General features: G+C 53.7%; 33 protein-coding genes and 1 pseudogene. 15 read left to right on the top strand and 19 right to left on the bottom strand.

The features are described from left to right. Positions 1-16 precede the first annotated feature (16 nt). Positions 17-751: a hypothetical protein gene (locus tag WCX49_RS07745; protein ID WP_345984525.1), complete on the bottom strand. Its 735-nt coding sequence runs from the start codon at positions 749-751 to the stop codon at positions 17-19. Between the two features lie 118 nt (positions 752-869). Here WCX49_RS07745 and WCX49_RS07750 point away from each other — a divergent pair, with 118 nt between their 5' ends. Continuing rightward, positions 870-1,271, top strand: a complete 402-nt coding sequence (locus WCX49_RS07750; RefSeq protein WP_345984526.1) for a hypothetical protein — start codon at positions 870-872, stop codon at positions 1,269-1,271. Positions 1,272-1,292: 21 nt separating this feature from the next. On the opposite strand, the gene amrA is transcribed toward WCX49_RS07750, so the two are convergent. Together amrA and trpB are read right to left on the bottom strand one after the other, a co-directional pair. Further along, on the bottom strand, positions 1,293-2,285 hold the full coding sequence (gene amrA / locus WCX49_RS07755) for an AmmeMemoRadiSam system protein A (protein WP_345984527.1): 993 nt from the start codon (positions 2,283-2,285) through the stop codon (positions 1,293-1,295). Positions 2,286-2,566: 281 nt separating this feature from the next. Beyond that, positions 2,567-3,775 carry a tryptophan synthase subunit beta gene (gene trpB, locus WCX49_RS07760; protein WP_345984528.1) on the bottom strand — a complete coding sequence of 403 codons (1,209 nt, stop codon included), beginning with the start codon at positions 3,773-3,775 and terminating at the stop codon, positions 2,567-2,569. A 166-nt stretch (positions 3,776-3,941) separates the two neighbouring features. Between trpB and WCX49_RS07765 the strand changes: the two genes are divergently transcribed. Continuing rightward, complete coding sequence (locus WCX49_RS07765; protein ID WP_345984529.1) at positions 3,942-4,532, top strand: phosphoribosylanthranilate isomerase; 591 nt, start codon at positions 3,942-3,944, stop codon at positions 4,530-4,532. Positions 4,533-4,541: 9 nt separating this feature from the next. Here the strand turns inward: WCX49_RS07765 and WCX49_RS07770 are convergent, their stop codons facing one another. Continuing rightward, positions 4,542-5,117, bottom strand: a complete 576-nt coding sequence (locus tag WCX49_RS07770) for a hypothetical protein (RefSeq protein WP_345984530.1) — start codon at positions 5,115-5,117, stop codon at positions 4,542-4,544. Positions 5,118-5,243: 126 nt separating this feature from the next. Between WCX49_RS07770 and WCX49_RS07775 the strand changes: the two genes are divergently transcribed. After that, positions 5,244-5,597 carry a hypothetical protein gene (locus tag WCX49_RS07775; RefSeq protein WP_345984531.1) on the top strand — a complete coding sequence of 118 codons (354 nt, stop codon included), beginning with the start codon at positions 5,244-5,246 and terminating at the stop codon, positions 5,595-5,597. A gap of 37 nt (positions 5,598-5,634) precedes the next feature. Here WCX49_RS07775 and WCX49_RS07780 read toward each other — a convergent pair whose 3' ends face one another. The 3 genes from WCX49_RS07780 to WCX49_RS07790 form a co-directional block, all read right to left on the bottom strand. Beyond that, a complete protein-coding gene (locus tag WCX49_RS07780; protein ID WP_345984532.1) occupies positions 5,635-5,847 on the bottom strand; it encodes a hypothetical protein in 213 nt (70 codons plus the stop codon). A 64-nt stretch (positions 5,848-5,911) separates the two neighbouring features. Beyond that, positions 5,912-6,097 carry a hypothetical protein gene (locus WCX49_RS07785; protein WP_345984533.1) on the bottom strand — a complete coding sequence of 62 codons (186 nt, stop codon included), beginning with the start codon at positions 6,095-6,097 and terminating at the stop codon, positions 5,912-5,914. Between the two features lie 84 nt (positions 6,098-6,181). Continuing rightward, positions 6,182-6,400 carry a cold-shock protein gene (locus WCX49_RS07790; RefSeq protein WP_345984534.1) on the bottom strand — a complete coding sequence of 73 codons (219 nt, stop codon included), beginning with the start codon at positions 6,398-6,400 and terminating at the stop codon, positions 6,182-6,184. Positions 6,401-6,703: 303 nt separating this feature from the next. Between WCX49_RS07790 and WCX49_RS07795 the strand changes: the two genes are divergently transcribed. Beyond that, positions 6,704-7,309: a superoxide dismutase gene (locus tag WCX49_RS07795; protein ID WP_345984535.1), complete on the top strand. Its 606-nt coding sequence runs from the start codon at positions 6,704-6,706 to the stop codon at positions 7,307-7,309. A 30-nt stretch (positions 7,310-7,339) separates the two neighbouring features. Here WCX49_RS07795 and WCX49_RS07800 read toward each other — a convergent pair whose 3' ends face one another. Further along, entirely contained in the window at positions 7,340-8,089 is a 750-nt protein-coding gene (locus tag WCX49_RS07800; protein WP_345984536.1) for a response regulator, read from the bottom strand. Further along, the gene (locus WCX49_RS07805) at positions 8,086-9,375 is read right to left on the bottom strand and encodes a histidine kinase dimerization/phosphoacceptor domain -containing protein (RefSeq protein ID WP_345984537.1); all 1,290 of its coding nucleotides are present in this window, start codon (positions 9,373-9,375) and stop codon (positions 8,086-8,088) included. The genes WCX49_RS07800 and WCX49_RS07805 overlap by 4 nt, the downstream gene beginning before the upstream one ends. A gap of 158 nt (positions 9,376-9,533) precedes the next feature. Between WCX49_RS07805 and WCX49_RS07810 the strand changes: the two genes are divergently transcribed. From WCX49_RS07810 to WCX49_RS07820, 3 genes are read left to right on the top strand one after another with little or no spacing between them, the layout of a single operon-like run. Then, positions 9,534-9,863, top strand: coding sequence for a cytochrome c (locus WCX49_RS07810; protein ID WP_345984538.1), 330 nt, complete (start codon positions 9,534-9,536; stop codon positions 9,861-9,863). 9 nt (positions 9,864-9,872) lie between these two features. Further along, positions 9,873-10,439 (top strand): hypothetical protein, encoded by a 567-nt coding sequence (locus tag WCX49_RS07815; protein WP_345984539.1) that lies wholly within the window; start codon positions 9,873-9,875, stop codon positions 10,437-10,439. Between the two features lie 10 nt (positions 10,440-10,449). After that, positions 10,450-11,997 carry an FAD-binding oxidoreductase gene (locus tag WCX49_RS07820; protein WP_345984540.1) on the top strand — a complete coding sequence of 516 codons (1,548 nt, stop codon included), beginning with the start codon at positions 10,450-10,452 and terminating at the stop codon, positions 11,995-11,997. Between the two features lie 47 nt (positions 11,998-12,044). Here the strand turns inward: WCX49_RS07820 and WCX49_RS07825 are convergent, their stop codons facing one another. Beyond that, positions 12,045-12,698 (bottom strand): DUF3530 family protein, encoded by a 654-nt coding sequence (locus WCX49_RS07825; protein ID WP_345984541.1) that lies wholly within the window; start codon positions 12,696-12,698, stop codon positions 12,045-12,047. Between the two features lie 819 nt (positions 12,699-13,517). Here WCX49_RS07825 and WCX49_RS07830 point away from each other — a divergent pair. Together WCX49_RS07830 and WCX49_RS07835 are read left to right on the top strand one after the other, a co-directional pair. Next, entirely contained in the window at positions 13,518-15,353 is a 1,836-nt protein-coding gene (locus WCX49_RS07830; RefSeq protein ID WP_345984542.1) for an ABC-F family ATP-binding cassette domain-containing protein, read from the top strand. Further along, positions 15,350-15,877: a 3'-5' exonuclease gene (locus WCX49_RS07835; RefSeq protein WP_345984543.1), complete on the top strand. Its 528-nt coding sequence runs from the start codon at positions 15,350-15,352 to the stop codon at positions 15,875-15,877. Before WCX49_RS07830 ends, WCX49_RS07835 begins: the two co-directional genes overlap by 4 nt. A 396-nt stretch (positions 15,878-16,273) precedes the next feature. On the opposite strand, the gene WCX49_RS07840 is transcribed toward WCX49_RS07835, so the two are convergent. The 4 genes from WCX49_RS07840 to WCX49_RS07855 all read right to left on the bottom strand — a co-directional run bounded on the left by WCX49_RS07840 (position 16,274) and on the right by WCX49_RS07855 (position 18,051). Beyond that, positions 16,274-16,657, bottom strand: a complete 384-nt coding sequence (locus WCX49_RS07840) for a thioredoxin family protein (RefSeq protein ID WP_345984544.1) — start codon at positions 16,655-16,657, stop codon at positions 16,274-16,276. Between the two features lie 28 nt (positions 16,658-16,685). After that, a complete protein-coding gene (locus WCX49_RS07845; protein ID WP_345984545.1) occupies positions 16,686-17,051 on the bottom strand; it encodes a rhodanese-like domain-containing protein in 366 nt (121 codons plus the stop codon). Positions 17,052-17,307: 256 nt separating this feature from the next. Beyond that, complete coding sequence (locus WCX49_RS07850; RefSeq protein ID WP_345984546.1) at positions 17,308-17,565, bottom strand: hypothetical protein; 258 nt, start codon at positions 17,563-17,565, stop codon at positions 17,308-17,310. A gap of 177 nt (positions 17,566-17,742) precedes the next feature. Further along, positions 17,743-18,051 carry a Dabb family protein gene (locus WCX49_RS07855; RefSeq protein ID WP_345984547.1) on the bottom strand — a complete coding sequence of 103 codons (309 nt, stop codon included), beginning with the start codon at positions 18,049-18,051 and terminating at the stop codon, positions 17,743-17,745. 172 nt (positions 18,052-18,223) lie between these two features. Between WCX49_RS07855 and trxA the strand changes: the two genes are divergently transcribed. Beyond that, a complete protein-coding gene (gene trxA / locus WCX49_RS07860) occupies positions 18,224-18,604 on the top strand; it encodes a thioredoxin (RefSeq protein WP_345984548.1) in 381 nt (126 codons plus the stop codon). A gap of 376 nt (positions 18,605-18,980) precedes the next feature. Here trxA and WCX49_RS07865 read toward each other — a convergent pair whose 3' ends face one another. Continuing rightward, positions 18,981-19,790, bottom strand: a complete 810-nt coding sequence (locus WCX49_RS07865) for a transglutaminase family protein (protein WP_345984549.1) — start codon at positions 19,788-19,790, stop codon at positions 18,981-18,983. Positions 19,791-20,336: 546 nt separating this feature from the next. Here WCX49_RS07865 and WCX49_RS07870 point away from each other — a divergent pair. Continuing rightward, complete coding sequence (locus WCX49_RS07870) at positions 20,337-20,630, top strand: ATP-dependent Clp protease adaptor ClpS (protein ID WP_345969228.1); 294 nt, start codon at positions 20,337-20,339, stop codon at positions 20,628-20,630. Between the two features lie 114 nt (positions 20,631-20,744). Here WCX49_RS07870 and WCX49_RS07875 read toward each other — a convergent pair whose 3' ends face one another. The 3 genes from WCX49_RS07875 to WCX49_RS07885 are packed head-to-tail and all read right to left on the bottom strand — an operon-like array spanning position 20,745 to position 22,921. Next, the gene (locus tag WCX49_RS07875; protein ID WP_345984550.1) at positions 20,745-22,055 is read right to left on the bottom strand and encodes a hypothetical protein; all 1,311 of its coding nucleotides are present in this window, start codon (positions 22,053-22,055) and stop codon (positions 20,745-20,747) included. Position 22,056: 1 nt separating this feature from the next. Beyond that, entirely contained in the window at positions 22,057-22,458 is a 402-nt protein-coding gene (locus WCX49_RS07880; protein ID WP_345984551.1) for a hypothetical protein, read from the bottom strand. A 4-nt stretch (positions 22,459-22,462) separates the two neighbouring features. Further along, positions 22,463-22,921 carry a type II toxin-antitoxin system antitoxin SocA domain-containing protein gene (locus WCX49_RS07885; RefSeq protein WP_345984552.1) on the bottom strand — a complete coding sequence of 153 codons (459 nt, stop codon included), beginning with the start codon at positions 22,919-22,921 and terminating at the stop codon, positions 22,463-22,465. Between the two features lie 319 nt (positions 22,922-23,240). Between WCX49_RS07885 and WCX49_RS07890 the strand changes: the two genes are divergently transcribed. The 4 genes and pseudogenes from WCX49_RS07890 to WCX49_RS07905 form a co-directional block, all read left to right on the top strand. Beyond that, the gene (locus tag WCX49_RS07890) at positions 23,241-23,993 is read left to right on the top strand and encodes a TSUP family transporter (protein ID WP_345984553.1); all 753 of its coding nucleotides are present in this window, start codon (positions 23,241-23,243) and stop codon (positions 23,991-23,993) included. A 148-nt stretch (positions 23,994-24,141) separates the two neighbouring features. Beyond that, a complete protein-coding gene (cowN, locus tag WCX49_RS07895; RefSeq protein ID WP_345984554.1) occupies positions 24,142-24,453 on the top strand; it encodes a N(2)-fixation sustaining protein CowN in 312 nt (103 codons plus the stop codon). A 121-nt stretch (positions 24,454-24,574) separates the two neighbouring features. After that, positions 24,575-24,988 carry a MarR family transcriptional regulator gene (locus tag WCX49_RS07900; protein ID WP_345984555.1) on the top strand — a complete coding sequence of 138 codons (414 nt, stop codon included), beginning with the start codon at positions 24,575-24,577 and terminating at the stop codon, positions 24,986-24,988. A gap of 373 nt (positions 24,989-25,361) precedes the next feature. Continuing rightward, positions 25,362-25,667 (top strand): annotated as a pseudogene (locus tag WCX49_RS07905) (CatB-related O-acetyltransferase); the annotation flags it as partial. Here WCX49_RS07905 and WCX49_RS07910 read toward each other — a convergent pair. After that, positions 25,664-25,915 (bottom strand): hypothetical protein, encoded by a 252-nt coding sequence (locus tag WCX49_RS07910; RefSeq protein WP_345984556.1) that lies wholly within the window; start codon positions 25,913-25,915, stop codon positions 25,664-25,666. The pseudogene WCX49_RS07905 and the gene WCX49_RS07910 overlap by 4 nt on opposite strands. Between the last annotated feature and the right edge of the window lie 99 nt (positions 25,916-26,014).

Here is a 26,014-nt window from a genome sequence, read left to right on the forward strand (position 1 = left end):
GTATGAGTACCCTTGATTATACCTCGTACGGTGTCGGGAGCGGCGGGTTCGTACCGAAGGCCCGGGCGATCGCCTCGGTGACTTTGGTCTTGAGTTTCCCGGCGGCGACGGGGTGTAAGAAGCGCACCCCCTCCTCGCTCATCTGCTGCCGCAGGCCCGGGTCGTAGATGTAGGCCCGTGCCTTCCCGATCTTTTCGCTCTGCTCGAAGATCGACTTGGCGTAGGCGAGGATGTTGGGGTGGTGACGGTCGAAGCGGTTCCCCCAGGCGAAAAAGACAAACTTGCCGCTGAGGCGGATGTTCTTGACATCATGGTAGTTGAGTTCACGGCTGAAACGGGTCTGCTGGAAGGAGGGAAGTTTCTCGATGTCCTCGTTGAAGGTCTCCAGCACCATAGTCGGTTCGATGTCGGGGCGGTTGTAGTTGAAGAGGTACTTCACCTCGATCAGTTTGCCCTCGAAGCCGTGGATGCGGGACTGAAAGATGTCCATCAGCTTGTTGAACTGCAGCGCCGTGTAGCGGCCGTCAAATTCGTACCCCTGTTCGGCGAGCGGTTTGTCGGTGTTGTACCCCGCCGGGGCCATGGCCGGGTTGTAGAGGAAGAGCGTCCCCGCGACGGTTTTGTTCTTCTTCTTGAGCAGCTGCGGCAGATCGAGGGCAGAGAGCTCCTCGTCCGGCGCGTTGAAATAGAGGTAGTGTTCGACGAGGTATTCCAGGTCGTGTTCGGTGGCGAATTTTCCGAAAGCTTGCATGATTGTGGGCCTTTAGAGCATTTAGCGGATTTTACAGTAATTCGCCGCGAATGAACAACCCCGCACCGCGTTTGGACCGTAAAGTGCATAAGGCGGGAAAAAGTACCAAAGGAATCCGATGAAAGCATTAACCCAGACCATGATGGAGAGCGGCAAAACGTTTGTAGAGCTTCTCGACGACAGCGGGCGCAAACCCAAAGCCGCATTCTGGATCTACAACCCGGAGCTCGATGAGTGGATCCTGCTGTTTGGGCATGTCAAAGGTATCAACGACGACGACGCGAAATTCAATGAAACGGTCGGTGCGCTCTACGCGTCGAACCGGGAGCAGCTGCCAGGGCTGAACATGACCGATATCGGCCTGGCACAGGAGAACGCCCCCATCCTCGAACTGCTCGATTCCGTCGTCAATACCGGCGATGAGATCCTGGGCATCAGCTTCACCAACGAAGAGATCCTGGGCCAGGTCATCGACGGCGTCTTCCTCTACCGGATGAACATCACCGAATTCGTCGCCTGATACACGACGCAGCCGCGCCGCTCAGTGCATGACCACCGCGCTCGTCCCCATGACCTTGGGGTCGGGGGAGGTGTGGTGCATGAAGAGGCGCCACCCCTCCGGCGTCTGCCGGTAGACGTTCGTCGCCAGGGCCATCCCGGCCAGCTGGCCGTCGACGTAGACACACTCTCTGAGGCTGTGGATGCTTATTGTCCCCTCGCGCGTCGTCTGTACCTCTTCGAGCTCGAAATGGACACCCTGCTGCCCCGCCAGCATCGCGCGCCAGCTCCCGGCTACCGCCTCCCTGCCCTGCAGGCGTTCGCCGCCGGGGTGAATGCAGACGACCGCCTCGTCATCGGCCCACACCGAGAGCATCGCCTCCAGGTCCCCGCGTTCCAGGGCGCCGTAAAAGCCCGCCTCTGCAGCCTGAGGGGTGGGGAAAGGGGTGTCGGTTGCCACCTCGTACTCCTCCTCCGGCGCGACGTCTGCGAACCGCTCGACCTGGTAGATAAAGATGGCAGGGTGTTCGTCGAGCGCAAACCCCCTGATCCCCGCCTTGACGCCGAGCTGGCCGAAAAACTGGTCAAACGAAGGGAACTCCTCCCACACCTGCGGCAGGAAGGTCGCGCTGTGTCTGCCCTGCTGCAGGATCACCCCGTCGATGCCGGGCCGTAGTTTCGCTTTGAGCTCCTCCGTATCGCCGTACTCCACCTCCTCGGGCAGGGTCAGAATGGAGATCTCGATGCTGCAATAGGGGTACTCGCTTTCGCTCAGCGGGAAGAAGCGCCGGTCGCTGAAGGCCGCGGCCTGGGCGTTGTAGACGACGTCGTCGAAGAGCGTCTTGTGCGGCAGCAGCGACCCGATACAGCCGCGCAGGGAGTCCCCGTCGATGTTGATGGTCACAAACGTCGCACGCGCTTCCGAGAGCTGCGGGAACTGCTCGAGCAGAATCTCTTTTGAGTAGGGAAAAGGTTTTCCGAATTTCTCTTCGATGGATGCGCGGGCGAGCTTGAGCAACAGGTCTTGCAGTGTCATGGTGAACTCCTTTTTGTGTTTGAACCTTCCCAGGCTTTCAGCAGCCGCTTTTCGGGCGGCGGGACGGTCTGTCCGAGCGAACGCCAAAGCGCCAAGGGGCTCCCGAACCGGCCGGACAATTCCCGGGAGACGGTTGCGGCAAAACCGTCGTTTAGTGCCGCACTACAATTTTTATTCTCAACGGACAATTTTTATCGTATAAATGGCAGAAAAGTGGGTTCTGGCTGTTAAAAGTGACGGGAAAAGCGTGAAGTGTTTGGCGGCCGAAATGCCGCCACTCCTCACCTCTTCGGCGGGATGGGGTAGTGCTCGATGACGTAGTCGATGTCCTTGTCGCCGCGCCCGCTGAGGTTGATGAGGATGGCGTCTTTGGGGTTGGAACGCGCCAGCTTCATCGCATAGGCGACGGCGTGGGCCGATTCGAGCGCCGGGATGATCCCCTCGTACTGCGAGAGTTTGTAGAAGGCATCCACGGCTTCGTCGTCCGTCGCCGTACCGACGATGGTACGCCCGATCTCGCGCAGGTAGGCGTGTTCCGGCCCGACGGAGGGGTAGTCGATGCCCGAACCGATGGAGTGCACCGGTGCCGGGTTGCCCTCGGCGTCTTTGAGCATGATGGAGTTGAAGCCGTGCATCACCCCCTCTTCGCCGTAGGTGAGCGTCGCGGCGTGTTCCCCGAGCTTGTCACCCTTGCCCATCGGTTCGACGCCGTGCAGCTTCACCGGGTCATCGATGAAGCCCGAAAAGAGCCCCATCGCGTTGGAACCGCCGCCGACACAGGCCACGGCATGGTCGGGGAGTTTGCCCGTCATCTCCATGAACTGCTCTTTGGCCTCGATGCCGACGACGGACTGGAAGTCGCGCACCATCCGAGGGAAGGGGTGCGGCCCCACGACAGAGCCGATGGCGAACATCTGGGTCTCCGTATCGGCCAGGTAGGCCTCGAACGCGGAGTCGACCGCCTCTTTCAGCGTCTTGAGCCCGTGCGTCGCCGGGACGACCTTGGCGCCGAGGATCTTCATCCGCACGACGTTGGGGTGCTCCTTGGCGATGTCCACCTCGCCCATGTGGATCTCGCACTCCAGCCCGAAGTACGCCGCCGCCGTCGCCAACGCCACGCCGTGCTGCCCCGCCCCGGTCTCGGCGATGAGCTTCTTCTTGCCCAGGTACTTGGCCAGCAGCGCTTCGGCCATGCAGTGGTTGAGCTTGTGCGCGCCGGTGTGGTTGAGGTCCTCGCGCTTGAGGTAGATCTGCCCGCCGCCGCAGAACTCGCTCAGGTTCTTCGCATAGTAGACCGGGGTCGGCCGCCCCTGGTAGTGCTTGCGGATCTTGCGCAGCTCATGCAGGTACTCGTAGGATTTCGAGAGTTTGTCATAGGCCTCGCGGATCTCCCGGAAAGGTTCCTCGAGCTGGGGCGGGATGAACGCACCGCCGAACTTGCCGAAAAAGCCGTTCGCGTCGGGCATGGTCTCCAGATACGGTTTTTGCATTTGCATTACTGCTCCTTCTGATAATCTCCACCGATTCTAGCGGAGGACATCTTAGAAAACAGTAGCGGGGAACGGCAGCTTGAACGGGCATTGCATTATAGAGAGGCAACGGGTCTGCGGCACGCGTCGGAGGCCGCACCATCTTTAATATATGACAGGAGGATCGATGCGTGTAAAAATCACCGGCATCACCAATCTCGAGGACGCGCTGGCCGCCGTAGAAGAGGGCGCCGATGCCATCGACTTTATCTTTTTCCAGGGCTCGCGGCGCTTCATCACCCCCGAGGCGGCGTTCAAGATTGTCGAGCATCTGCCCCCCTTCGTCGAGAAGGTCGGCATCTTCGTCGACAGCGATGCCAAGTACATCAACAAGGCGATCGCGCTCAGCGGCATCACTCTCGCCCAGATCCACTTCGAGGCGACGGACGCTTTGTACGGTTCGCTCGTCGCGCCGCACCTGCGCGTCGTGCGCGCCCAGCGCGGGGCCGACATCGGCTACCTTGGCGACCGCTACCGCATCGTCGACGTCTTCGGCGCGAACACGCTCAAAGCGGACGGCAGCCTGGACCTGTCGTGGTTCGAGGGCAAGGACTGCTCGAAGATTATCCTCTCGGGCAACCTGACGCCCGAAAACGTCGAACAGGCCCTCCCCTACGGTTTTTACGGCGTCGACGTCAGCACCGCGGTCGAGCGCGAACCGGGTAAGAAGGACCGCGAAAAGATGCGGGCCTTTATCCGTGCCGCCAAGCAGTGCTAGGCGCTTCGTCTACGCCTGCAGCAGCCACTCTTTGCGCGCCGGGGCGAGCGCCTCGAGCGTGTGCCAGACGGTGGGGTAGTCGCCGATCTGCGCGATCATCCCGTTGAAGATGTGGTAGGCCATGCCGTCTCCGGCTTCATTCTGCGCCTCACTCTTTGTCTTCTCCAGTACCTCCAGGGGGTCGAACGTTCTGACGAATTTCGTCTCGACGGGCATCCCCGTATGATTCGCGACGGTGGCAATAATGACGTTGTACTTGTCCATTTTCAGCAATGCCTTCAGGGATTCGTACATTTTTGGGTCGGTAATGTCGTAGTGTGTCGTAAAGATGTAGTTGTCGTCTTTGTTCAGACGGAACTGGACAATACAGACCCCTATGGTCTTGCCGTCAAAGGGCATCAGCAGAAATGTCGGCTTGAAGTCGCACTCCAGCTCGGGGGCGTCGAGCAGCGCCTCCGCCCCGTCGCTGAGGCGCAGAAGGATCATGGGTTCATCGTTTTCGACTCCCAATGGGATGGCATCGCCCGGGTCCATGGCGAGGATGGCTTGTTGTACTTCCGCCGGTAATTCATGGTTGAAAATCATAAGTCGGTTCCTTTGTGGTTTTCCCCGGACCTACATTTTTTGTTCTTCCGCACGCCATCCGGCGCCAAATGTCGCGCCCGTTTCCTGCATTCAGCGGTAAATGAAAGCACCAAAAAAGGAGGCAATGTGCCAAAAGGGACGATCATTACGCTGCAGGAAGTACAGGAGATTTTTTTCGAGAAAAAGATCCTCGGGTTCGACCAAGAGAAGATCGCCGAACTCTACTACCTCATCGACGATCACGGCTACGTCTGCCTTCGCGACCCTGACCGAACCTGGGCGCCCAACATGGATGAGGACGACGAACGGATGGCCTACAACGAGATCGCTGACATCCTCGAGCTGGACCACTCCATCATCGAGGAGTACTACATGGTCATCGCCGCCGCCGTCCAGGCCGCCTGCGAGCAGTTTACCGACATGACGCAGCGGGAAAAGGTCCCCTTCTACATCATCGCACTGCACGAACTGCTGCCGTAGGATCGGTGCGTGCCGGGGGTTGGGGAAACGTAATAGCTTAGAGAAAGTAGAGGTTGTGGGCTTCGGTATCGACGATCTCGAAAGAGACATCGTGGCCGACACGCAGCGCACGGATGCCCTCGGAACGGCGGTGGTGGATCTGGCACTCCGCGATGGAGACCGTCTTGTGTTCGGCACGGAGCCGGATAATGCCGTAACCGTTTTCGGCATCGTACCAGATGACCGTCCCTTCATATCTTTCTTGCATCATTCTAAAAACCTTATTGTATTCGTACGGGAGTGCGGGTGTCTGGGGAAGGCGGTACTGTGGGTATTCAGTGCCGCAGGTTCTGCCAGGAAATGGGGTTGTGAAAATCCAGACCGCTGCGCTGCCACTGGGCGCGTTCACTGTCCCTGGAGTGGAGGAGCCCCTCGATAAGTTTGTACTTCAGACCGGTGACGGTACTGGTCAGCTCTTTGCCTTCACTCAGTGCCTTGAGTGTCTCTTCCTTCGTGTCCATCGTGGGTCCTTTAAGTCGCTCTATAAGAGAGCAGTGCTCTCTTAATCAAACGCCTAAAACGGCGGAAAGCTCCGCCGCAAGGAGTTACAGCGCGGTAACGTTCTCCGCCTGCGGGCCTTTCTGCCCCTGGCCGATCTCGTAAGTCACTTCCTGACCTTCCTGGAGTTCGACACGGCCGTAGCCGCTTCTGTTGACCTGGCGGAAGTGTACAAATACGTCGTCGCCGCCTTCTTTAGGGGCGATAAACCCAAAACCTTTTTCGCTGTTGAACCATTTAACGGTTCCGTGTTTAAGATCTGCCATTGCAAAACCTTCTTGTTGGAGTGTTGTCAAAATATAATGCGGAGTAAAACGAGGCATAGAAAATACTGAGGAAGTCTTCAATAATCACAAACCAAGATGAAACTCTAGATCATCTTTCAATGCCTTAATTATACCTGAAATATTCAAAGGAAGCAAGCGTGTATGAAAGGAATTACCGGTTCCATGCCGGCATTCTTATTACACGAAAAGACGCCAGGCCGTGCGGTGGGATTCGTTTTTGCACATTAAAAGCGCTTATGCAACAAACACAGAAGAACTTCCATGCAACAAGGAGCAAAAGTAATGGCATTCGAACTGATGAAACTGCCTTTTGAAGAGGCGGCACTTGAACCGATGATCTCCGCGGAGACGATCCAGTACCACTACGGCAAGCACCACCAGGGCTACGTCAACAACCTGAACGGGCTGATCGCGGGCGGTAAGTACGAAAACGCGTCACTGCTGGAGATCATCCGCAAATCCAAGGGGCCGACGTTCAACAATGCCGCGCAGGTCTTCAACCATGATTTCTACTGGTACGGCCTGAGCACGGAGAAGACCTCTCCTTCCAGCGTGCTCATGGACAAGATCGAGCACGACCACGGCTCCATGGAGGACTTCAAAGACGCCTTCCTCAACGCCGCCGCAAGCCTCTTCGGTTCGGGATGGTGCTGGCTGGTCGTTCAGGACGGCAGCCTCGCCATCAAGAAGTACAGCAATGCCGAAACGCCCGTGAAAGACGGCCTTAAACCGCTGCTCGTCTGCGACGTCTGGGAACACGCCTACTACATCGACCAGCGCAACAACCGCGCAGCCTACCTGGAAAACTGGTGGAAGCTCGTTAACTGGAAATTCGTTTCCGACAACTACGCCGCCAAAGAGGACGACCCCATCATCGGGTACAACTAGGCCGGATTCTCCGCGCTTTGGGCGCCCCTCTCACCCGAGGGTGACCTTGTAGCCGATTTTGGAGTAGCAGGTAATGAGGTCCTTGGGAATCTTCTGCCGAATACGAAAGATCAAGGAACGCAGGGCCCCCTCCCCGACCAGTTCCCCGTCCCAGACATAATTTTCGATCTGTTCGACACTGACGACTTTGCCGAAATTTTTCACCACGAGTCGCATGAACTTCTTCTCTTTATCGTTCAGCGGCACCTCTTTTCCCGACAGCAGCAGCACATCCTCCTGCGTATCGTAGAGATAGCCGTACTTCAACCTGACAAAATGGCTTTTCGCATTCTCTTCCAGCAGGAGCCGGTTCTGGATGGTGGTGTACTCATGGTTGATCGTATCGATTGTCGTCGAGAGATTCCGGTTGGCCGCAAAATTCTTCAAAGCGATCTCGATCGTCGTTTTCAGCACCGCTTCTTTGAACGGCTTGAGGATGTAGCCGTACGGCGTGATGTCGATCGCCCGCTCGATCGTTCTCTCTTTGTCGTTCGCCGTCAGGAAGACGATGGGGATCTCCAGATCCGCCGTAATGTTCCGGGCCAGTTCAATGCCGTCTTCACGGTTTTTAAGCGTGATGTCCATCAGGATCAGGTCCGGCTTCCTGCGCTCCAGGAGGGCGAATGCGCTTGCGCTGTCCGGGGCGATCCCCGTCACCTCATACCCCTGCATCAGCAGGATCTCCTTGATATTCAGGGCGATGATGCTCTCATCTTCGACGATCATGATGCCCGGCTTCATTTGCTTCCCTGCTCGCTGGGGGTGAAACGGATGGTGCAGCAGAAGCCGTTGTCGTTGACGACCTCGATCGTTCCGTTGAGCTGGAACTCAGTGATGGAGTTGATCAGCTGGCACCCCAGGGTATTGGTCATGTCCGTCGTTTTCGGGTCAAAGCCGACGCCGTTGTCGCGTACGCCGAAATGGATGCTACCGTCCTCCGCATGACGGATGAAGATGCGGATCTCTCCGCGGCCGGCCCCTTTGAAAGCATGTTTGATCGCATTGAGAAAAAGCTCATGCACGATCAGGGCAACCAGCACGGCGTTGTCCATCGAGAGGCTGACGTTTTCCGCTTCGACATGCACGGCGATGTGTCCACTCGGGTCGTAAAGCTCCATCATCGCCCCGGAGAGGCGCTCGAGGTGCTGTTTCATGTCGATCGTCGCAAGCCCGGAGTTCTTGTAGAGCATTTCATGGACGAGCGCAATGGCGAAAATACGGCTTTGGCTCTTGGAGAGCGCCTCTTTGACATGCCGATCCGTTTCACGGCGGTTCTGCATCTGCAGCAGCGAGGAGATGACTTCAAGGTTGTTCTTCACCCTGTGGTGGATCTCCTTGATCAGGGCCTCCTTCTCCTCCAGGGAGTGCTTCAGCGCGCTGTTCTGTTCGATGATGATCTTCTCTTTTGCTTTCTGCTCGGTGATGTCCCGGCCGAACGCGCAGACGAACTCGTGCGTCCCGTTGCAAAAATAGTTCGTCGATACCGACGCGGGGAAGCGGCTGCCGTCCTTGCGGATCTGGATGCTCTCGAAGCAGACGAAGCCGCGCGCTTTGATCTCTTCGAGAAACGCCCTGCTGTTGAGATTGCTGTTGGGATCGATCTCGCACAGTTTCTTCTGCAGCAGCTCCTCTTTCGAATACCCCAGCATCTTGCAGGCGGCGTCGTTGACATAGAAAAATCGGGTGTCGAAGGTGAACCAGTAGATGGCGTCCGCGCTGTTGTCCAGGGCAAAGTTGAAGAGCTGGAGCTCCTCTTTCTCCTCGCGCTGGCAGGCCGCCAGCGTCGCCTGTGCCTTTTCGGCGACCATGGCCGTTTTGCGCAGCAAAGAGTAGAGAAACGTGGCGCTTAACAGGAAAAAAAGGACGCCGATCAGGAAAGGGAGACCATAGGTATCCGCTTTGATCTGCGTCAGGCCGATCGAAATCCTGTCAACGATCGCGACCCCGATGACACCGGCGAAAGCAAACCCTGCGGCCTGGAGCTTCGCTTTGTTCCGATCGGAAAATTCAAGATGAGTGCGGTTCAAAACCAACCTTGCATGCATGATGTGAAGCGATATTCTACCCCACATTCCGCACAGGATGTCAAGTGCTCGGCGGGGAAACAAACAAATTTCCCGTTGCGATTTTTATGCGATTTTTTTTCCCTATATTTCCGGCTGAACACATCAAAATAGGGGGTCATATGACACGATTGGCTATTACGCTTCTGTTTGCTGGCAGTTCCATGTTCGCGGTCGAACTTGGCAAGCCATACAAGTTTGCGGACGGGAAAGAGGCATTTCAAAAAGTATGCGCGCACTGCCATACGCTGAAAACCGCACCGCACTCCATTTTTACCAAAATGGACGACGCCACGGGTGTAAAAGCGAGAGCGGAAGGGATTTTCCAGACGGTGAGACACGGCAGCAACGCCATGCCCGCCTTCCGGAAATCGGAAATAGACGACGCGACGCTGATGGATCTGGCGACGAGCCTGGCCGACGGCACGATTGCCGATCCCACGGCAAAGTGAGGCGCGGCGATGTATCGTAGAGCTTTCATGAAACACGCCGCGCTGGCCGCGGCCGCGGCGGCGCTCTCCACCCCGCTCGCCGCAGCGGGCGCCGGGGGCAGCGAAGGCGGCAAACTCATCACCGTCGTTTCCGCCTGTGCCGACGAAACCGGCTATGCGGGCGCCCCGGATGCGGGCGACCTCATCCGGCTGGGCAGCGACAGGCTGGCAAACTTCCGCCTGCTTGCCGCGGCCATCGCCGAAAACAAAGGAGCGACGTTCTGCGGCCTGGTGGCGCCGAGCGATTACGCCCTGCTGCAGCAGGCGGCCATGCCGGCGCGGGTCTCTTTCGTTTCCGAGATCACCCATATGCCCTCCGCATCGGGGATGAACCATACGGAATCGACCCTCTCCGCCACGACGATGAAAAAGGTTTTCGATCATATCGATACGGTCCCGACCGACCGGTACGGCATGGCGGTCTCGGCCTACCACACCGTCGTCGGGCTCAATGCGGCGGCCGTCGCCAAACGACACGACTTTACCACCGGACATTTCGCGCAGAACGCATTTGTCTCATTCGTATTCAAAGCATAAGGAAGATTACATGAGTAAAAAACTGACGGCCATGCCGAAAAACGTTTCGCATGAAACGATGCAGAAAGCCATCAAGGCGTTTGTCAAAATCGTGGGCAAGGAGAACGTGCTCATCGGCGACGAGGAGATGCTCCCCTACGAGAAGATCATGATGGCCGTGCCCATCGAAGAGCATATGCCGGCGCTCGCCGTCCAGGCGTCAACCAAAGAGCAGGTCGTGGAGATCGTCAAGGTGTGCGACAAATACGTCATCCCGCTCTGGACCTTCTCGACGGGCAAGAACATGGGGTACGGTACCGCCGCGCCCGCGCAGCGCGGGGCGGTCATCCTCGACCTGCACAAGATGAACCGCATCATCGAGGTGAACCCCGATCTGTGCTACGCCATCGTCGAGCCGGGCGTCACCTACCAGCAGCTCTTCGACTACATCCATGAAAAAGGGTACAAACTGTGGCTCTCGTGCCCGGCGCCCAGCGCCATCGCCAGCCCCCTGGGCAACACGATGGACCGCGGCGTCGGCTATACGCCCTACGGCGAACACTTTATGATGCAGTGCGGCATGGAGATCGTCCTGGCCGACGGCTCGGAGTTCCGGACCGGGATGGGCGGGATCGAAAACTCCACGAGCTGGGGCGTCTTCAAATGGGGCTACGGCCCCTACCTCGACGGCATCTTTACGCAGAGCAACTACGGCATCTGTACGAAAATGGGGATGTGGCTGATGCCCGAGCCGCCGGCGTACAAACCCTTCTGCATCACCTTCGACAAGGTCGAGGACGTCGAGAAGATCGTGGAGGTCCTGCGCCCGCTGCGCATCGCCAACATCATCCCCAACGCCTTTACCATCGCCAGCACGCTCTACGAGGCGGCCGGCGTCGTCAGCCGCGCGGACTATGTCGAGGGGAACCGCGCCATTACCGACGCGGAGATCGAAAAGATCAAAAAAGATACCGGCATGGGGACGTGGAACGTCTATGCGGGGCTGTACGGGACCGAAGAGGCCAACGAGCTCAACTGGAAGATCATCCAGTCGGCCGTCTCCGCCAACTTCAAAAATGTCGCCTTCCTGACCGCGGCCGAGATGGGGGACGACCCCATCTTCACATACCGCGCCGACCTGATGCGGGGCTACATGACCCTCCAGGAGTTCGGCCTCTACAACTGGCGCGGCGGCGGGGGCAGCATGTGGTTCGCACCGGTGGCGCCTGCCGAGGGCAAACATACGCTGAACCAGTCCGCCCTGGCCAAAAAGATCCTGAACAAATACGAATTCGACTACGTCGCCGAGTTTATCGTGGGGTGGCGGGACATGCACCATATCGTCGACCTGCTCTATAACCGCAACGATCCCGAGGAGATGCAGCGCGCCCATGACTGTTACGCGGAGCTGGTCCGGGAGTTTGCCGCCCAGGGCTACGGCGTCTACCGCACCAGCAGCGGGTTTATGGACCTCGTCGCCGAGACGTACGGCCCGGAGATCCACAACGTCTTCCAGAAAATCAAACGCGCCCTCGACCCCAAGGGGATCCTGGCGCCGGGCAAGTCGGGGATCTATTAATCCCCCGGCGCACTGCGCCGGGCCTGCCTTACTCCTTCACAATAAAATCATTCCGTTTCCTGTGCTTCCAGCCACGTCTCGACTTCATCGACAAAGAACCCCTCGGCGCCGTCGAGCACATGGTTCGCACCGTCGATGCCGTACTGTTTGTAGGTGGGTCCGACAAGTTTGGCCCGCGTCGCGGCAAACCCTTCGTCCTCCCCGTTCGCTCTGCCCCAGACGTCCAGCACGTTCACTCTGATCTTCGGCATATTGTCGTTGCAGGAGACGACCTTGCTGCCGTTGCCGCGGCACCCCACGGCGATGTAGCCTTCCACGGATGCTTCGGGATGCGAAACGAGGTAGCTCGAGGTCATCCCCGCCCCCAGCGAGTGCCCCATAAAGTAGATCGTCTTCACCCCGTGCTCTTTCAGGTAGACGATGGCCCTGTCGATCATGGCGTCCACACGCGGCTGTTCCGCCTCGTACCCTTCGTAATCCTCGTGGTTCGTCGGCATCTGCAGCGAGAGGGTATGGAACTCCAGGTCCTCGTTCAGCGCCCTTCTCAACGGCCCGACGACTTTGAAATCGGGGTGCATCCCCTTGCCGTGCGCGAGAATGATGCCTTTGTCGCTACTGCCTTCGAGGTAGAGGGCTTTTTCGGGCAGCGAAACGGCCAGCAGGGAGAGGGGAACAAGAGCGGTCAGCAGCAGACGGTGCATGAATGTATCCTTTTTTCAGACAAGGATAATCCATAAGTATAAATTCTGCGTAAAAACCCACAGTACACACGTCACACTACATATCAGCTTCGCCCCGTCGAAGCGCATCCAATCAAATGAAGAATTGGCCTTGAGCGCTCCTTGTAAGCCATCCCGGAGGCATAAAGCCGGGAGGGATGAGCGATTCGCGAAAGGCCGCTTTTTGTGCTACTTTTTCTAAAAAAGTGGCATAAACATTCTTCTCTATCTTTTCTTTTTACAAAGAAAAGAAACAAAAGAAAATCGTCGTTGCGCGAATCGCACGCTGCTCCCGGCTTTGGGCCTCCGCAGCGGCTTCCAAGGCACGCTTAACGACCGTTAGCCTATCGATTTTATGCGCTTCGACGTGTCGAAGCTTATATTGAGAATAAAGAGCTTTGTCGCGACAAAGCGCATTCAATCAATTAGGAATTGGCCTCGAACGCTCCTTGAAAGCCATCCCGGAGGCATAAAGCCGGGAGGGGATGAGCGATTCGTGAGAGGCCGCTTTTTGCGCTACTTTTTCTAAAAAAGTAGCAAAGAAATACACTTCTCTATCTTTTCTTTTTCATAAGAAAAGAAACAAAAGAAAATCGTCGTTGCGCGAATCGCTCGCTGCTCCCGGCTTTGGGCCTCAGCAGCGGCTTTCAAGGCACGCTTAACGACACTTAGCCTATTGATTAATGCGCTTCGGGAACCGAAGCTAATATGAAAGTGGCCTCTTCCCTTTTTTCTCTGTGACGGCGCGGCGGGTGCAACCTGTTATAATACGAAAAATTCTTCATCCGTCCAAAGAGTCCCATGATACAGTTTTCAAACCTCTCCAAAAGCTTCGGCAGCCAGGAGCTTTTCAGTAACCTCAATTTCCAGCTCAACCCGGGCAACAAGGTCGGACTCGTCGGCCGCAACGGCAGCGGCAAGTCCACGCTTTTCAAGATCATCCTCGGCGAGGAGAGCCCGGACAGCGGTGAGGTCCTCACCCCCAAGGGCTACCGCATCGGCGCGCTCAAGCAGTACCTGCACTTCACCGAACCGACCCTGCGCGAAGAGGCGGCACTGGCCCTCGGCGAAGAGATGAAGTACGACGTCTACCGCGTGGAGAAGATCCTCTTCGGCCTCGGCTTCGACCAGGAGGACCTCGACAAGGCTCCCGGCTCCTTCTCCGGCGGCTACCAGATCCGCATCAATCTCGCCAAACTGCTGGTAACAGAACCGAACCTGCTGCTGCTCGACGAACCGACCAACTACCTCGACATCCTCTCCCTGCGCTGGCTCAAGGCATTTTTGCGCAGTTTCAAGGGCGAGGTGATCCTCATCACCCACGACCGCGACTTCATGGACTCCATCGTCACCCACACCATGGGCCTCGTGCGCCGCAGCCTCTTTGTCATCCCCGGCGACACCCACAAGTTCTACGACCAGCTCAAGGCCAACGACGAGCTCTACGAGAAGCAGAAGGCCGCCGACGACAAGAAGCGCAAGGAGCTGGAGGACTTCATCGCCCGCAACAAGGCGCGCGCCTCCACCGCGGCGCTGGCCCAGTCCAAGGTCAAGCAGCTCGAGAAGATGGGGGAGATGGACGACCTCGGCTTCGACCCCACGCTGAAGTTCGACTTCAACTTCAAGGAGACCCCGGCCAAGGTGCTGCTGGAAGTCAAAGAGCTCAGTTTCGGCTATACGCCGGAGCACCTCCTTTTCAAAGACGTCTCCTTCACCCTGGAGAAGGGGCAGTGCCTCGCCATCATCGGTAAGAACGGTACGGGTAAATCGACCCTGCTCAACAACATCGCCGGCGAGCTCACCCCTCTCGGCGGCGAGGTAGCGTTCCACCCCTCGACCTCCTTCGGCCATTTCGGACAGACGAACATCTCGCGCCTCAACCCGGGCCAAACCATCATGGAGGAGATCTACGAGGCCAACCCGAAACTCTCCGCCTCCGTCGTGCGCGGCATCTGCGGCGGCATGATGTTCAGCGGGGACCTTGCCGAGAAGAAGGTCTCCCTGCTCTCGGGCGGCGAGAAGAGCCGCGTCATGCTCGGCCAGATCCTCGCGCGCCCGGCGAACCTGCTCTTCCTCGACGAACCGACCCACCACCTCGACATCGACTCCATCGAGGCGCTGATGGTCGCCATCGAGAATTTCCAGGGCTCCTGCATCATCGTCACCCACTCCGAGGAGATGCTCCGCCGCGTCGCCGACCGGCTCATCATCTTCTCCAAAAACGGGGCCGAGTACTTCGACGGCGGCTATGACGACTTTTTGGCGAAGATCGGCTGGGGCGAGGAGGACCAGGTAGAAAAGGTCAAAACCGCCCCCAAGAACAACTACAAGGCGAACAAAAAAGAGATCAACGCCCTCACCCGCGAACGCTCCAAGGCGACCGCGCCGCTGCGCAAAGCGGTAGAGAAGCTGGAGAAGGCGATCATGGAGGGCGAATCTCGCATCAAAACGCTCCACGCGGAGCTCGTGAGCGCCTCGAACAGCGGGGACAACTCCAGGGTGATGGAACTTCACCAGACCGTTGCCAAAGAGGAGAAGGCGGTCGAGGCGGACTTCGAACGCCTCGCCGAAGCGCAGGAGAAGCTCGACGAGCTCATGGCAAGCTATGAGAAGCGCTTCGCGGAGCTGGAGGGGTGATCCTCCTCGACTTCGAGACGAACTCGCACAACGTCCACGACGTCATCGAAGTTGCCGCACTGCGCGTTTCGAAGACTGCGACGGGGTACGTCGTCACCGAGACCTTCCACCGCTACTACCTCTCACGCTACCCGGTCAACCCGCACGCCCTCGCCGTCCACAAGCTCTCCCCCTCGCGCCTGATCGCGCTGCGGGAAGACGCGACGTACCCGGAGCATTTCGACGAGGATCGGGAGTTTGCCGATTTCTGCAATGGCGCGACGACGCTGGTGGCGCACAACATCGCTTTCGAACTGCGTCATCTCGGCGACATAGTCGCGTTTCAAAACCACTTCTGTACCATGCAGGCGAACAAGCGCATCGTCAACGCCAAAAATGTCAGGGGCGGGCTGAAAAACCCGAAGCTCGCGGAGACCTGCGCCTTTTACGGCATCGACTTCGACGAGGAGCAGTACCACAGCGCCATCTACGACGTCACGAAGACACTGGAAATTTTGAACCGCATGGACGGTGCGCTTCGGTGAGCGCAAGGCTCGTATGAAAGTAAGTCAACGCTAGTAGGAACCTATAGAGCTTCGACACGTCGAAGCGCGTCCAATCAATAGGCAGAGTGTCGTTAAGCGTGCCTTGAAAGCCGCTGTGGAGGCCCAAAGCCGGGAGCAGCGAGCGATTCGCGCAACGACGATTTTCTTTTGGTTCTTTTCTTTGTAAAAAGAAAAGATAGAGAAGAATGTTTATGCCACTTTTTTAGAAAAAGTAGCGCAAAAAGCGGCCTTTCGCGAATCGCTCGCCCTTCCCGGCTTTAGGCCTCCAGGGCGGCTTTCAAGGAGCGCTCAAGGCCAAGGCCCGATTTATTTGAATGCGCTTCGGGAACCGAAGCTAATGTGAGAGTAGAAAGTGTGTTTGATTGGGACACGCAGCTATTTTTGCTGGCGTGCTGCCCTTCTGGCTGCTTTTTCCGCCGCTTTTGCAGCGCGGAACTCTTCCATATCCATCGCTTTTATCTCTTCGATAATTTCGACAAGCTCCTCCTCCGAAAATACGCCCGGTTTTTTGAAAACGACCGTTTTCTCCTTCATAATCACCGTTGTCGGCGTGCTTGAGATAAAGAAATGATCTGAAATACTCGTTTCCACCTGGGAGTTGAGCTTGGTGAAGGTGATCTCGGGGTATTTTTCAGACGTCTTTTCAAAGATAGGGGCGTACTGTGCACACGGAGCACAGAATTGTTGCCAGCAATCTATGGCCACGATCTCGCTGCCGTCGACGGTATTATCGTAATTCTCTTTTGTCAGTTCGAGCATCTATTTTTTCTCCTGCTTTTGCTTTTACTTACTTGACAGTTTCCAGACCCTTGTCGATCCAGCCCCAGTTGATCCCGCCGTCGAGCTCGTAGACATTTTTGTAGCCGAGTTTGTCGCCCATGATGTCGCAGGCGACTTTCGTCCGGCTCGCATGGGCGCATACCAGGACGAAAGGCTGCTCTTTCGAGGTCACGACCTTTGAAAAGTCCTCCAGGAACTTGTCGATATCAAAGCTGCCCATCGCGTCAAAAAAGGTGATCTTGTGGCTCCCTTCGATGATGCCGTCGTACTCCCACTCATCGGCTCTTCTGATGTCGATGACAGTGAAACCTTCCTCCAGCTTCTTCTGGAACTCCTTCGTCGAAAGCGACTTGAACGGCCCGAAATCTAGCATTGTTTTCCCTCCTGATGGCGCTACCCTGCGCCGGGTGTTTTTGAGGGTATATACAAATATCATGCCTGTTTACAAAAATGAAGGGAGCTTCGACACGTCGAAGCGCGTCAAATCGATAGGGAGATAGCCTTGAACAATCTTTTGACACTACTATTTCTAAAAAAGTTACATAAATATTCTTCTCTATCTTTTCTTTTTACAAAGAAAAGAAACAAAAGAAAATCGTCGTTGCGCGAATCGCACGCCCTTCTCGGCTTTATGCCTTCAGGGCGGCTTTCAAAGCACGCTTAACGACCGTTTGCCTATTGATCAATGCGCTTCGATGGATCGAAGCTAGTAAAAGAAAGAGAGCTTCGACACGTCGAAGCGCATAAATAAAATAGACTCTTGGGCCTTGAGCGCGATCCTTATAAGCCATCCCGGAGGCATAAAGCCGGGAGGGATGAGCGATTCGCGAAAGGCCGCTTTTTGCGCTACTTTTTCTAAAAAAGTGGCAAAGAAGAATCCAGTTCATTCTTTTCTTTTTACCAAGAAAAGAACCAAAAGAAAATCGTCGTTGCGCGAATCGCTCGCTGCTCCCGGCTTTGTGCCTCCGCAGCGGCTTTCAAGGCACGCTTAACGACAGGTCGCCTATTGATTTATGCGCTTCGGGAACCGAAGCTAATGTGAGTTATAGAGCAAAGAGAATGCTCTACCCCTCTTCATCCACCTCGTAATCGACAACGTGCATCTCTTCCGTCTTGTCTTTGATGAAATTGAGCACTTCCAGGCTCTCCTGCTCGACCTTGTACCACATCAGGTGTTCCTTGGTCTTGAACGTCGCGTAGAGACAGAGGTCGTAAGAGTGCGCCCCGTGGTTGAAGTCCATCCCCACCTGCATCGTCTGCAGCCACTCCACCTTTTCGGGCAGCGCTTCGAGCATCTCTTTGGCCTTGACCATGTTGGCCATCTTGTTCAGTTCGAGTTTGAACTTATACATTTCAACGTGTACTATCATCATTCACCCCGTTTAGAAAAAAATATGCTATCAACGAAAAGTCTGCTTTATCCGTTAGCTGCCAGGCGAGTTGCAAAATTTATGCATGAAGCTGGTTTTGTACAACAAAAACTCCCTCAAAATCACCCCTTGAATCTAATTTGCATAGGGCCATAAAAACAACCAAGGAGAAAGAATGGCACCAGTAGCACTGACAGCGGAGAACTTTGACAAAACAATAGCGGACAACGAGATCGTCATCATCGATTTCTGGGCGACATGGTGCGGGCCATGCAAGCAGTACGGCCCCATCTTTGAACGTGTCGCGGAGAACGTTTCAGACATCACCTTCGCCAAGATCAATACCGACGAGCAGCAGCAACTGGCCGCCCAGTTCCATATCCGTTCCATCCCGACGACGGTGGTCATGAAAGACGAGATCATCGTGTTCCAGCAGGAGGGGGTTCTTTTCCACGAGAAGCTGCTGGACATCGCGGAAAAGGCGCAGGCGCTCGATATGGACATGGTCCGCGCAAAAATTGCAGAGCAGGAAGCGGCAGCGCAGCAAGAAGGCTGATTAGCTTCGACACGTCGAAGCGCATTAATAAAATAGACCCTTGGGCCTTGAGCGCGATCCTTATAAGCCATCCCGGAGGCACAAAGCCGGGAGGGGTGAGCGATTCGCGAAAGGCCGCTTTTTGCGCTACTTTTTCTAAAAAAGTGGCAAAGAACTATTATCTTCATTCTTTTCTTTTTCATAAGAAAAGAACCAAAAGAAAATCGTCGTTGCGCGAATCGCTCACCCTATCTCGGCTTTATGCCCTCAGAGCGGCTTTCAAGGCACGCTTAACGACCCTGAGCCTATCGATCAATGCGCTTCAGGAACCGAAGCTAGTATCAGTAAAAAGAGCTTTGTCGCGACAAAGCGCCTTCATTCAAATAGAAATCTGTTTTCATAACGCACTGTCGGAGGGAGGCGAGACCATCCGTTCGACATTGACAGACATATACAGCAGCTCCACGGGGTCGCCGAACTGCGTGTAGATGGCGACGTCGGCGGCATCCCGTCCGAAGGCGATCGCGATGCGCCCGCCCCACAGGTCATTTTGTGTCGGGTCGAACGTGTACCACCGGCCGCCTACATAGGCTTCGAACCAGGCGTGAAGGTCCATCGGTTCAAGGGTCTCCAGGTAACCGACAACCATGCGCGCCGGTATCGACAGCGCCCGGCAGCAGGCGATGCCCAGGTGGGCCATGTCGCGGCAAACACCGAAGCCGCTCTGGTTGAGCTCGGAGGCGCTGATGATCTGCTGCCCCATGCCGGGCGCGTACCGGACCGTATTGCGGATATACTCGACAATAGCGGCGCACTGGTCGTAGCCCGCGGCCCGGCCCGCCGTGATCGACCTGGCCATTTCCGTAAAACGGTCCGATTCGCAGTAGCGGCTGGGGTAGAGGTAAGGGAGCGTCTCGTCGGGCAGTTGCTGCACTTCGACAAAAGGAGCACCCGGGGCCATATCGCAGGCCTCGGCAGTTTCAATGTCGACGGAGGTGTGAACGGTAAAGTAGCCCGACGGTGCGACCAGCCGCTGGCAGAGGTTGCCGAACATATCCGTAAACTCCATCACCGGCACATTGGGCGACAGAACGTAATGTTCGCTGGCAACCCACTGCTGCCATCCGCTCCGGGGGCGCAGCATCAGCAGAAAAGGTGTCGGAACCGGAATACTGAATTCAAGAAAACAAGATGCGTGTAACCACATGACGATCCTTCACAGTGTGACAAGTAGTGCTGCACCCCTATCCCACAAGATTTTCATTATAGCGTGTCACATGACATGCGGGACACATTTAAAAGCAGGTGAACGGAGCCTCTTATGGGGATTCATATGAGCATCTATCGGAATAGCGTAGCCCGGCAAAAAGCCTCTATGCCCTCCCCCATCATAGCTTCGACTCGTCGAAGCGCATAAAATCAATAGACAAAGTGTCGTTAAGCGTGCCTTGAAAGCCGCTGCGGAGGCCCAAAGCCGGGAGCAGCGTGCGATTCGCGCAACGACGATTTTCTTTGGTTTCGTTTCTTTGTAAAAAGAAAGGAAAAGGAAGAACTCTTTGCCACTTTTTTAGAAAAAGTAGCGCAAAAAGCGGCCTTTCGCGAATCGCTCGCCCTTCCCGGCTTTATGCCTCCAGGGCGGCTTACAAAGAGCGCTCAAGGCCAACTTCCAATTTGATTGAATGCGCTTCGATTCCCGAAGCTATTTTAAGGAGATGAAATTCCTTTGCATCTTTTAATATGCTAGACTTCCGCCATGTCAACACAACTCGAAAGCAAGACCGAACTCGCCACCAGCGAACCGAAAATGTTCGCCGTTTTCATGCTCAATGACGACTATACGACCTGGGAGTTCTGCATCAAGATCATCAACACCGTCTTCCACAAAACCATTGCGGAAGCGGACGCCATCACCCATGACATCCACACCAAGGGCAAGGGACTGTGCGGCATCTACACCTACGAGATCGCAGAGACAAAGGCTTTCATGGTTCGGGAGCAGGCCCGCAAAGAGGGCTTCCCCATGCGCTGCTCGGTTGAAGAGCAGTAACGACACACAATACAATTCCAAAATGAATATCTAGGAAAATATTTACATTGTTTGAAAAAAATACAAGAACTAATTCTTTCTATCTTTTAGTCAATCTCGGTAATGACCTCGAAATCACTTAAGGCCATCAAAATAATTTTGAAGGGTATCACACCATCTTTTTATATAGTCAATACTTACTTTATTCGTATTTACAAGATATGACTTATCTTTGTACGTATCATATGTCTGTCTTAAAGATTCTATGATCTCTCTGACATTTTGATTGGGTATTTCGTCGAACTCTTTTACTTTACACTCTAAATAATGGCGGATACAATTATTTCTGCTTAACTCAGTCATTTTATCTGGATCTTTATCATGTAAATATACTATAAACTTTTCTTCTATTTTATCTGTGTCAATATTTTTTTTGCATACTTTGCAATTGCATATTTTTTCGTAAAATTCTTCTTTTGTTTTTAGTTTATGATTCTTAAGAATGTTGATCATATCAAATGGATTGATTTTCTGTTTTATTGTGGGAAGATAATATTTATGTGTAGGTTGCGATCCAATAGGATTCAAGCTTCTATGCTCACCATATACTAGATTATGGCAAACTCCGTCTAATCCAATATGATATAAAAGCTGTGAAAAATACCCTCCATATAATGAAATAATTTCTTTTTGAGGATTCCGCTCTTTGTAGTGATGTACTAATTTGATCAATGACTCTATTTCTTTTCCACTTACGTTTTGTTCATTAAAGTCATTCACCCAAAAGACAAGACCATCAGATTTTGAATATACATCAAGAATCTTTCTTATTAATGAATCATTTAAAAGCACTTCTTTAGTAATTAGAAGTACTGCATATATACTTTTGTTATATATGTCTTTTTGTAGAAGACTCTGTTTTATGAAGTCTTCATTGACGCCTAGCCAAAAATCTATATTATCTTTTAGTAAAAAATATGGAGCAATAAGGAATTTTGGTGTTTTATTTTTTTTGCTTCGTCTTACTAAAATTTTTAAATCGTCTTCTAAGTTGTCGAATAAGTAATTTTCTTGGAAACTTAGAACACTGTGGACAAAATTATTTTCTTTTAAAACATTGATATTTGTAGGATTTATGGGATTTTTATTATCAAGCAAATTTGAGGGTAACTTATATTCAGAAAGTAAACTTTGGTAAGTCTGTCTCACCCCTTTGCCATCTTTTTTTGCCAAGTACTCGATGTCCATTTGAAAAGCATATGTTCTTGGATCAATTATGTATTCTTTCTCATGCAAGTCAACATGCAATAGTTCTGCATTATCTCTTGATTGGTGGCAAATAGTATTGGCATTAAATACTATAGTGGATGCATATTTCTGATACTCTTGAAAATATTTTTTATCAGTCGAAGTTCCATATCTTAATAAATGCTGGAGAGTACTCATTCTATAAGTTCCTTTCTTTTTCTTCTAGTTTTTGAAATAAATAATCTCTATAAAATGGAATATGCAGATGACTTTTCTTAGGTTTTATTATTTCCTCTAACGAATGTTTTTCATGATCATACATATATAGGCCAATACCTCTATCAGTCAAGGTCTGTAATATTTGATGACTTATATTTCTTTTCGGGATACATAAATAAGAATAATCTGAAACTATTTGATAGTCAGAAATTTGCTCAAATGCCTTTTGATAATTTTTCAATTTAAATTCAATAGCAATGAGTTTATTGTCAGGTCTTTTTAGCACAACATCTATTGAACGAGTAAATATTTTCACTTCGCAATAAATAGAATGCTTCTTGAAAAATGGAAGAACATTTTCAACTAATTCTTTTTCTGTCAATAGATCATCCTAATACTTTTTCTTTTATTTTTGAGTTTTTTGTATATTCTGGATACTTTGTATATACAAGCTTTATGAGTTCATTCAGATTCATACTATTGTATTCTTTTTTAAATGCGTCCAAAGTTTCCATTTCAAATGGATTTATTCTTTCTTTCTGAAATATCTCTTCATGCACCGTTGTAATGCCATCTTCTGTAATGCAGTATTCGGTTTCCTTTTCTACCAAATTTTCATCTTCAGAATCAGTCTCATTTTCAATCGTTATCATTCCAAATGTTTTCAAATTTTTCAAATGTTTATAAAGGTCTTTAGAAAATGGGCCATAATGATGAGCAAAAAAATCAAACAAATTTTTTTCACGAATTTGATTGATCTTATTTTGACATTCTTTTTCATAAAGAAAAATCATTTTTTGAAGCCTTGTTTTTCCTACGATTTTACCTTGTTCATCGGCATACATAATTAGGAGTAGAACAAGATCGTTGGATAATTTTTGTTGCATAATTACAAACCTAATAACTTGAATTTGAAAAAGTATACTACAACTATAAATTGTATTTGTTTATTTTTAATATTTTTACTCCTATCAACAATTGAATATGCTTCAAGCCACAATTTTTTGAGGGAATATACGCTCTCTGTGCCATTGCAACAAGCTTTCATATGGATATACAAAACAATACCTATTTAAAAAAATACAACATGATAAATGCCTCAAAAGCTATACTACTATAGGTAAGGAAGGCTTTTATAGAATAAAAAAAGCATCGCTAACGCCCATGGAAATATCAATCGAAATGCTCACGTTCCTCTTTGCCGCATCCATCGTCGCGGGCACGATGGATACGATGGTCGGAGGCGGCGGGCTTATTACCCTGCCCTCGCTGATGCTCACTGGACTCTCACCCATCAACGCACTGGGGACAAACAAGCTGCAGGGGTGCGTCGGCACGGGGACGGCCACTTTTTTGCTGCTCAGAAAGTCCAAAATAAGATGGCGTCACATCAAGCCCCTCTTTATTGCCGCCTTTGTCGGTTCGGTCATCGGTACCGTGGCCGTGCAGTTCATGAGTCAGCATTCGCTGTCACTGGTCATCCCCGTCGTGCTCGTGGTGATCATCGGCTACTTTCTGCTCTACAACCCAAGCAGAACAAAAAACTTCAGCATCAAGGTGGGTGCGAAAAAGTTCACCTGGCTCGTCGTGCCAGGCATTGGCTTTTACGACGGCATGTTCGGCCCCGGGACGGGCTCGTTCTTTGGCTTTGCGAACGTGCTTCTTCGGCGCGCGAAACTGGTGGCGGCTACCGCCACGGCCAAGCCGCTCAACTTCGCCACCAACGTTTCATCCCTCTTGGTCTTCATCCTCTTCGGCAACGTCGTCTGGCACGTGGGCCTCGTGATGATGCTGGGCCAGGCCATCGGCGCCTGGCTGGGGGTGCATCTGCTTTACAAGATCAACCCGCAGTACCTGCGTGCCTTTGTCATAACCATCTGTCTGCTGATGCTGGCCAAATATTTAGCATCATCCTAATGAAAGCGGCAGGCTCGCCCAGCCAAACCCGTCTTTTTCAACCCTTTTACCTTAAATTATAAACAGTATAATCATTGTAAATATTTTTTAAGGAATAGAATGTCCCTCCGCACACCTGAGCCCCTCTTCCCTACAAAAAGCACGCCCCATGAACAGTGAAATCCGGATAGACGAACGTTACGTCTCCTTTGCAAACATCGACTGCTTCGAGAACGCCTGTCTCGTCATCGACCGCCTGCTGTATGTGACCGGGCAGGCCGAGCACGTCAACCTCTACTGGAAAAAGATCATCCCGACGATCCCCCAGGCCTACTACGACCGCGACCCGAAAGCGGACGAGAAAGAGGCCCTGCTCTACCTCGTCTGCTCCAACGTCTTCTACCTCGAAGAGCTCTTCGAGAACGAAGAGGACGAGGAGGGGCTCAATGCCCTGAAGCGCGCCGAACTGGAGTGCTGCTAAGCGGCGGCCCCGCCCCTCTTCCCACCATAGGCTACACAAGTGTTACTCCCAATCTCCCCTCTTGACTATCGCAGATATTTGCAATATACTTGTTTACTCAAATATATTGCAAGGATAATCTATGGCTACGAAACTGGAATGGCTCTTCGCCTTCTCCTCCGCGCATGCGAAGCTCTTCAAGCAGGTCGACCGGGCGCTTAGCGTCCACGGCATCAGCTTCTCGGAGTTTTACATCCTGCACCGGCTCCGGAACGCTCCGGGGCGAGCCATGCGGCGCATCGACCTGGCCGAAGAGGTCGGGATGAGCGCCTCGGGGATCACCCGGGCGCTGAACCCGCTGGAGAAGCTGGGGCTGGTGCAGAAAGAGAAAAACCCCAGGGACGCGCGGGTGAGCCTCGTCAAGCTCTCCGAGGCCGGGGTGCAGTATTGCGCCGACGCCCTGGCGACGGTGCACTCTACCCTCGACACCCTGCTCGCGCCGCTGGAAGCGGGCGACATCGACGCCTGTATGGCGATCGCGGCGAAACTCAGCTAAGGAGAAGACTATGCTGGACCCGGCAAAAAAACACCCCATGGTGATGCCCGACGGCACCGCTGTCGAGCAGGTCGTCCACCTGAGGGCGGTCATAGACCACCCCCGCATTGAGGTGGGCGAATTCATCTACTACCACAATTTTGAAACGTTGGAGGATTACGCGGGCTATCTCGCCCCCTATCTCTTCCCCCTCAGCCTCGACAGGCTCATCATCGGGAAGTTCGTCCAGATCGCCCACGGGGTGCGCTTTATTACCAGTTCGGCCAACCACGCCATGGGCGGATTCTCCACCTACCCCTTCGACAACTTCACGATGAACGCGGAGACGACGGGCGCAGACATCGTCGCCATGTTCGAAAAGTCCGGCAACCGCGGCGACACCGTCGTCGGCAACGACGTCTGGATCGGGCTCGGGGCCACGATCATGCCGGGGGTGACCATCGGCGACGGGGCGATCATCGGCAGCCATGCCGTTGTCGCAGCAGACGTGGCGCCCTACACCGTCGTGGCGGGCAACCCGGCACGCCCCGTCCGCAAACGCTTCGACGACGAGGTGACGGCGGCGCTGCTTGCCATCCGCTGGTGGGAGTGGCCGACGGCGAAGATCGAGAAATACATCGACGTCATTACCGGCGGTGACATCGATGCACTGAAACGCTGCAGCCGGGAGAGCTGCTAATCCTTCAGGCGCTTCTCCTGCAGCTCCCGCCGGAACTTCTCCTGCGCCTCTTTCGCCCTCTCCCGCTCCGCGTCACGCTGCCGCAGCCGCTCTTTGAAAACCGCTTCCTGCTTTTTCTGCTCGGCGGTCAGCTCTTTTTTCGGAGCGGGCTTCTCCTCCTCTTCGTAAGGAACGATAACGCCGACGCTGATGGCGGAAGCCATGCTGCCATAAAGCAGGAAAGCCGCTGCAAATATGCTCTTTTTCATACGCTGATCCTTTTGACTCTATACACCCACAAATAGTAAAACTATTCTAGCCAACATCTTTTCATAATCAGTGAACTTCGGGAACCAAAGCTCATAAAC

This window comes from Sulfurimonas sp. HSL-1656, assembly GCF_039645585.1.
Taxonomy (GTDB): Bacteria; Campylobacterota; Campylobacteria; order Campylobacterales; family Sulfurimonadaceae; genus Thiomicrolovo; species Thiomicrolovo subterrani.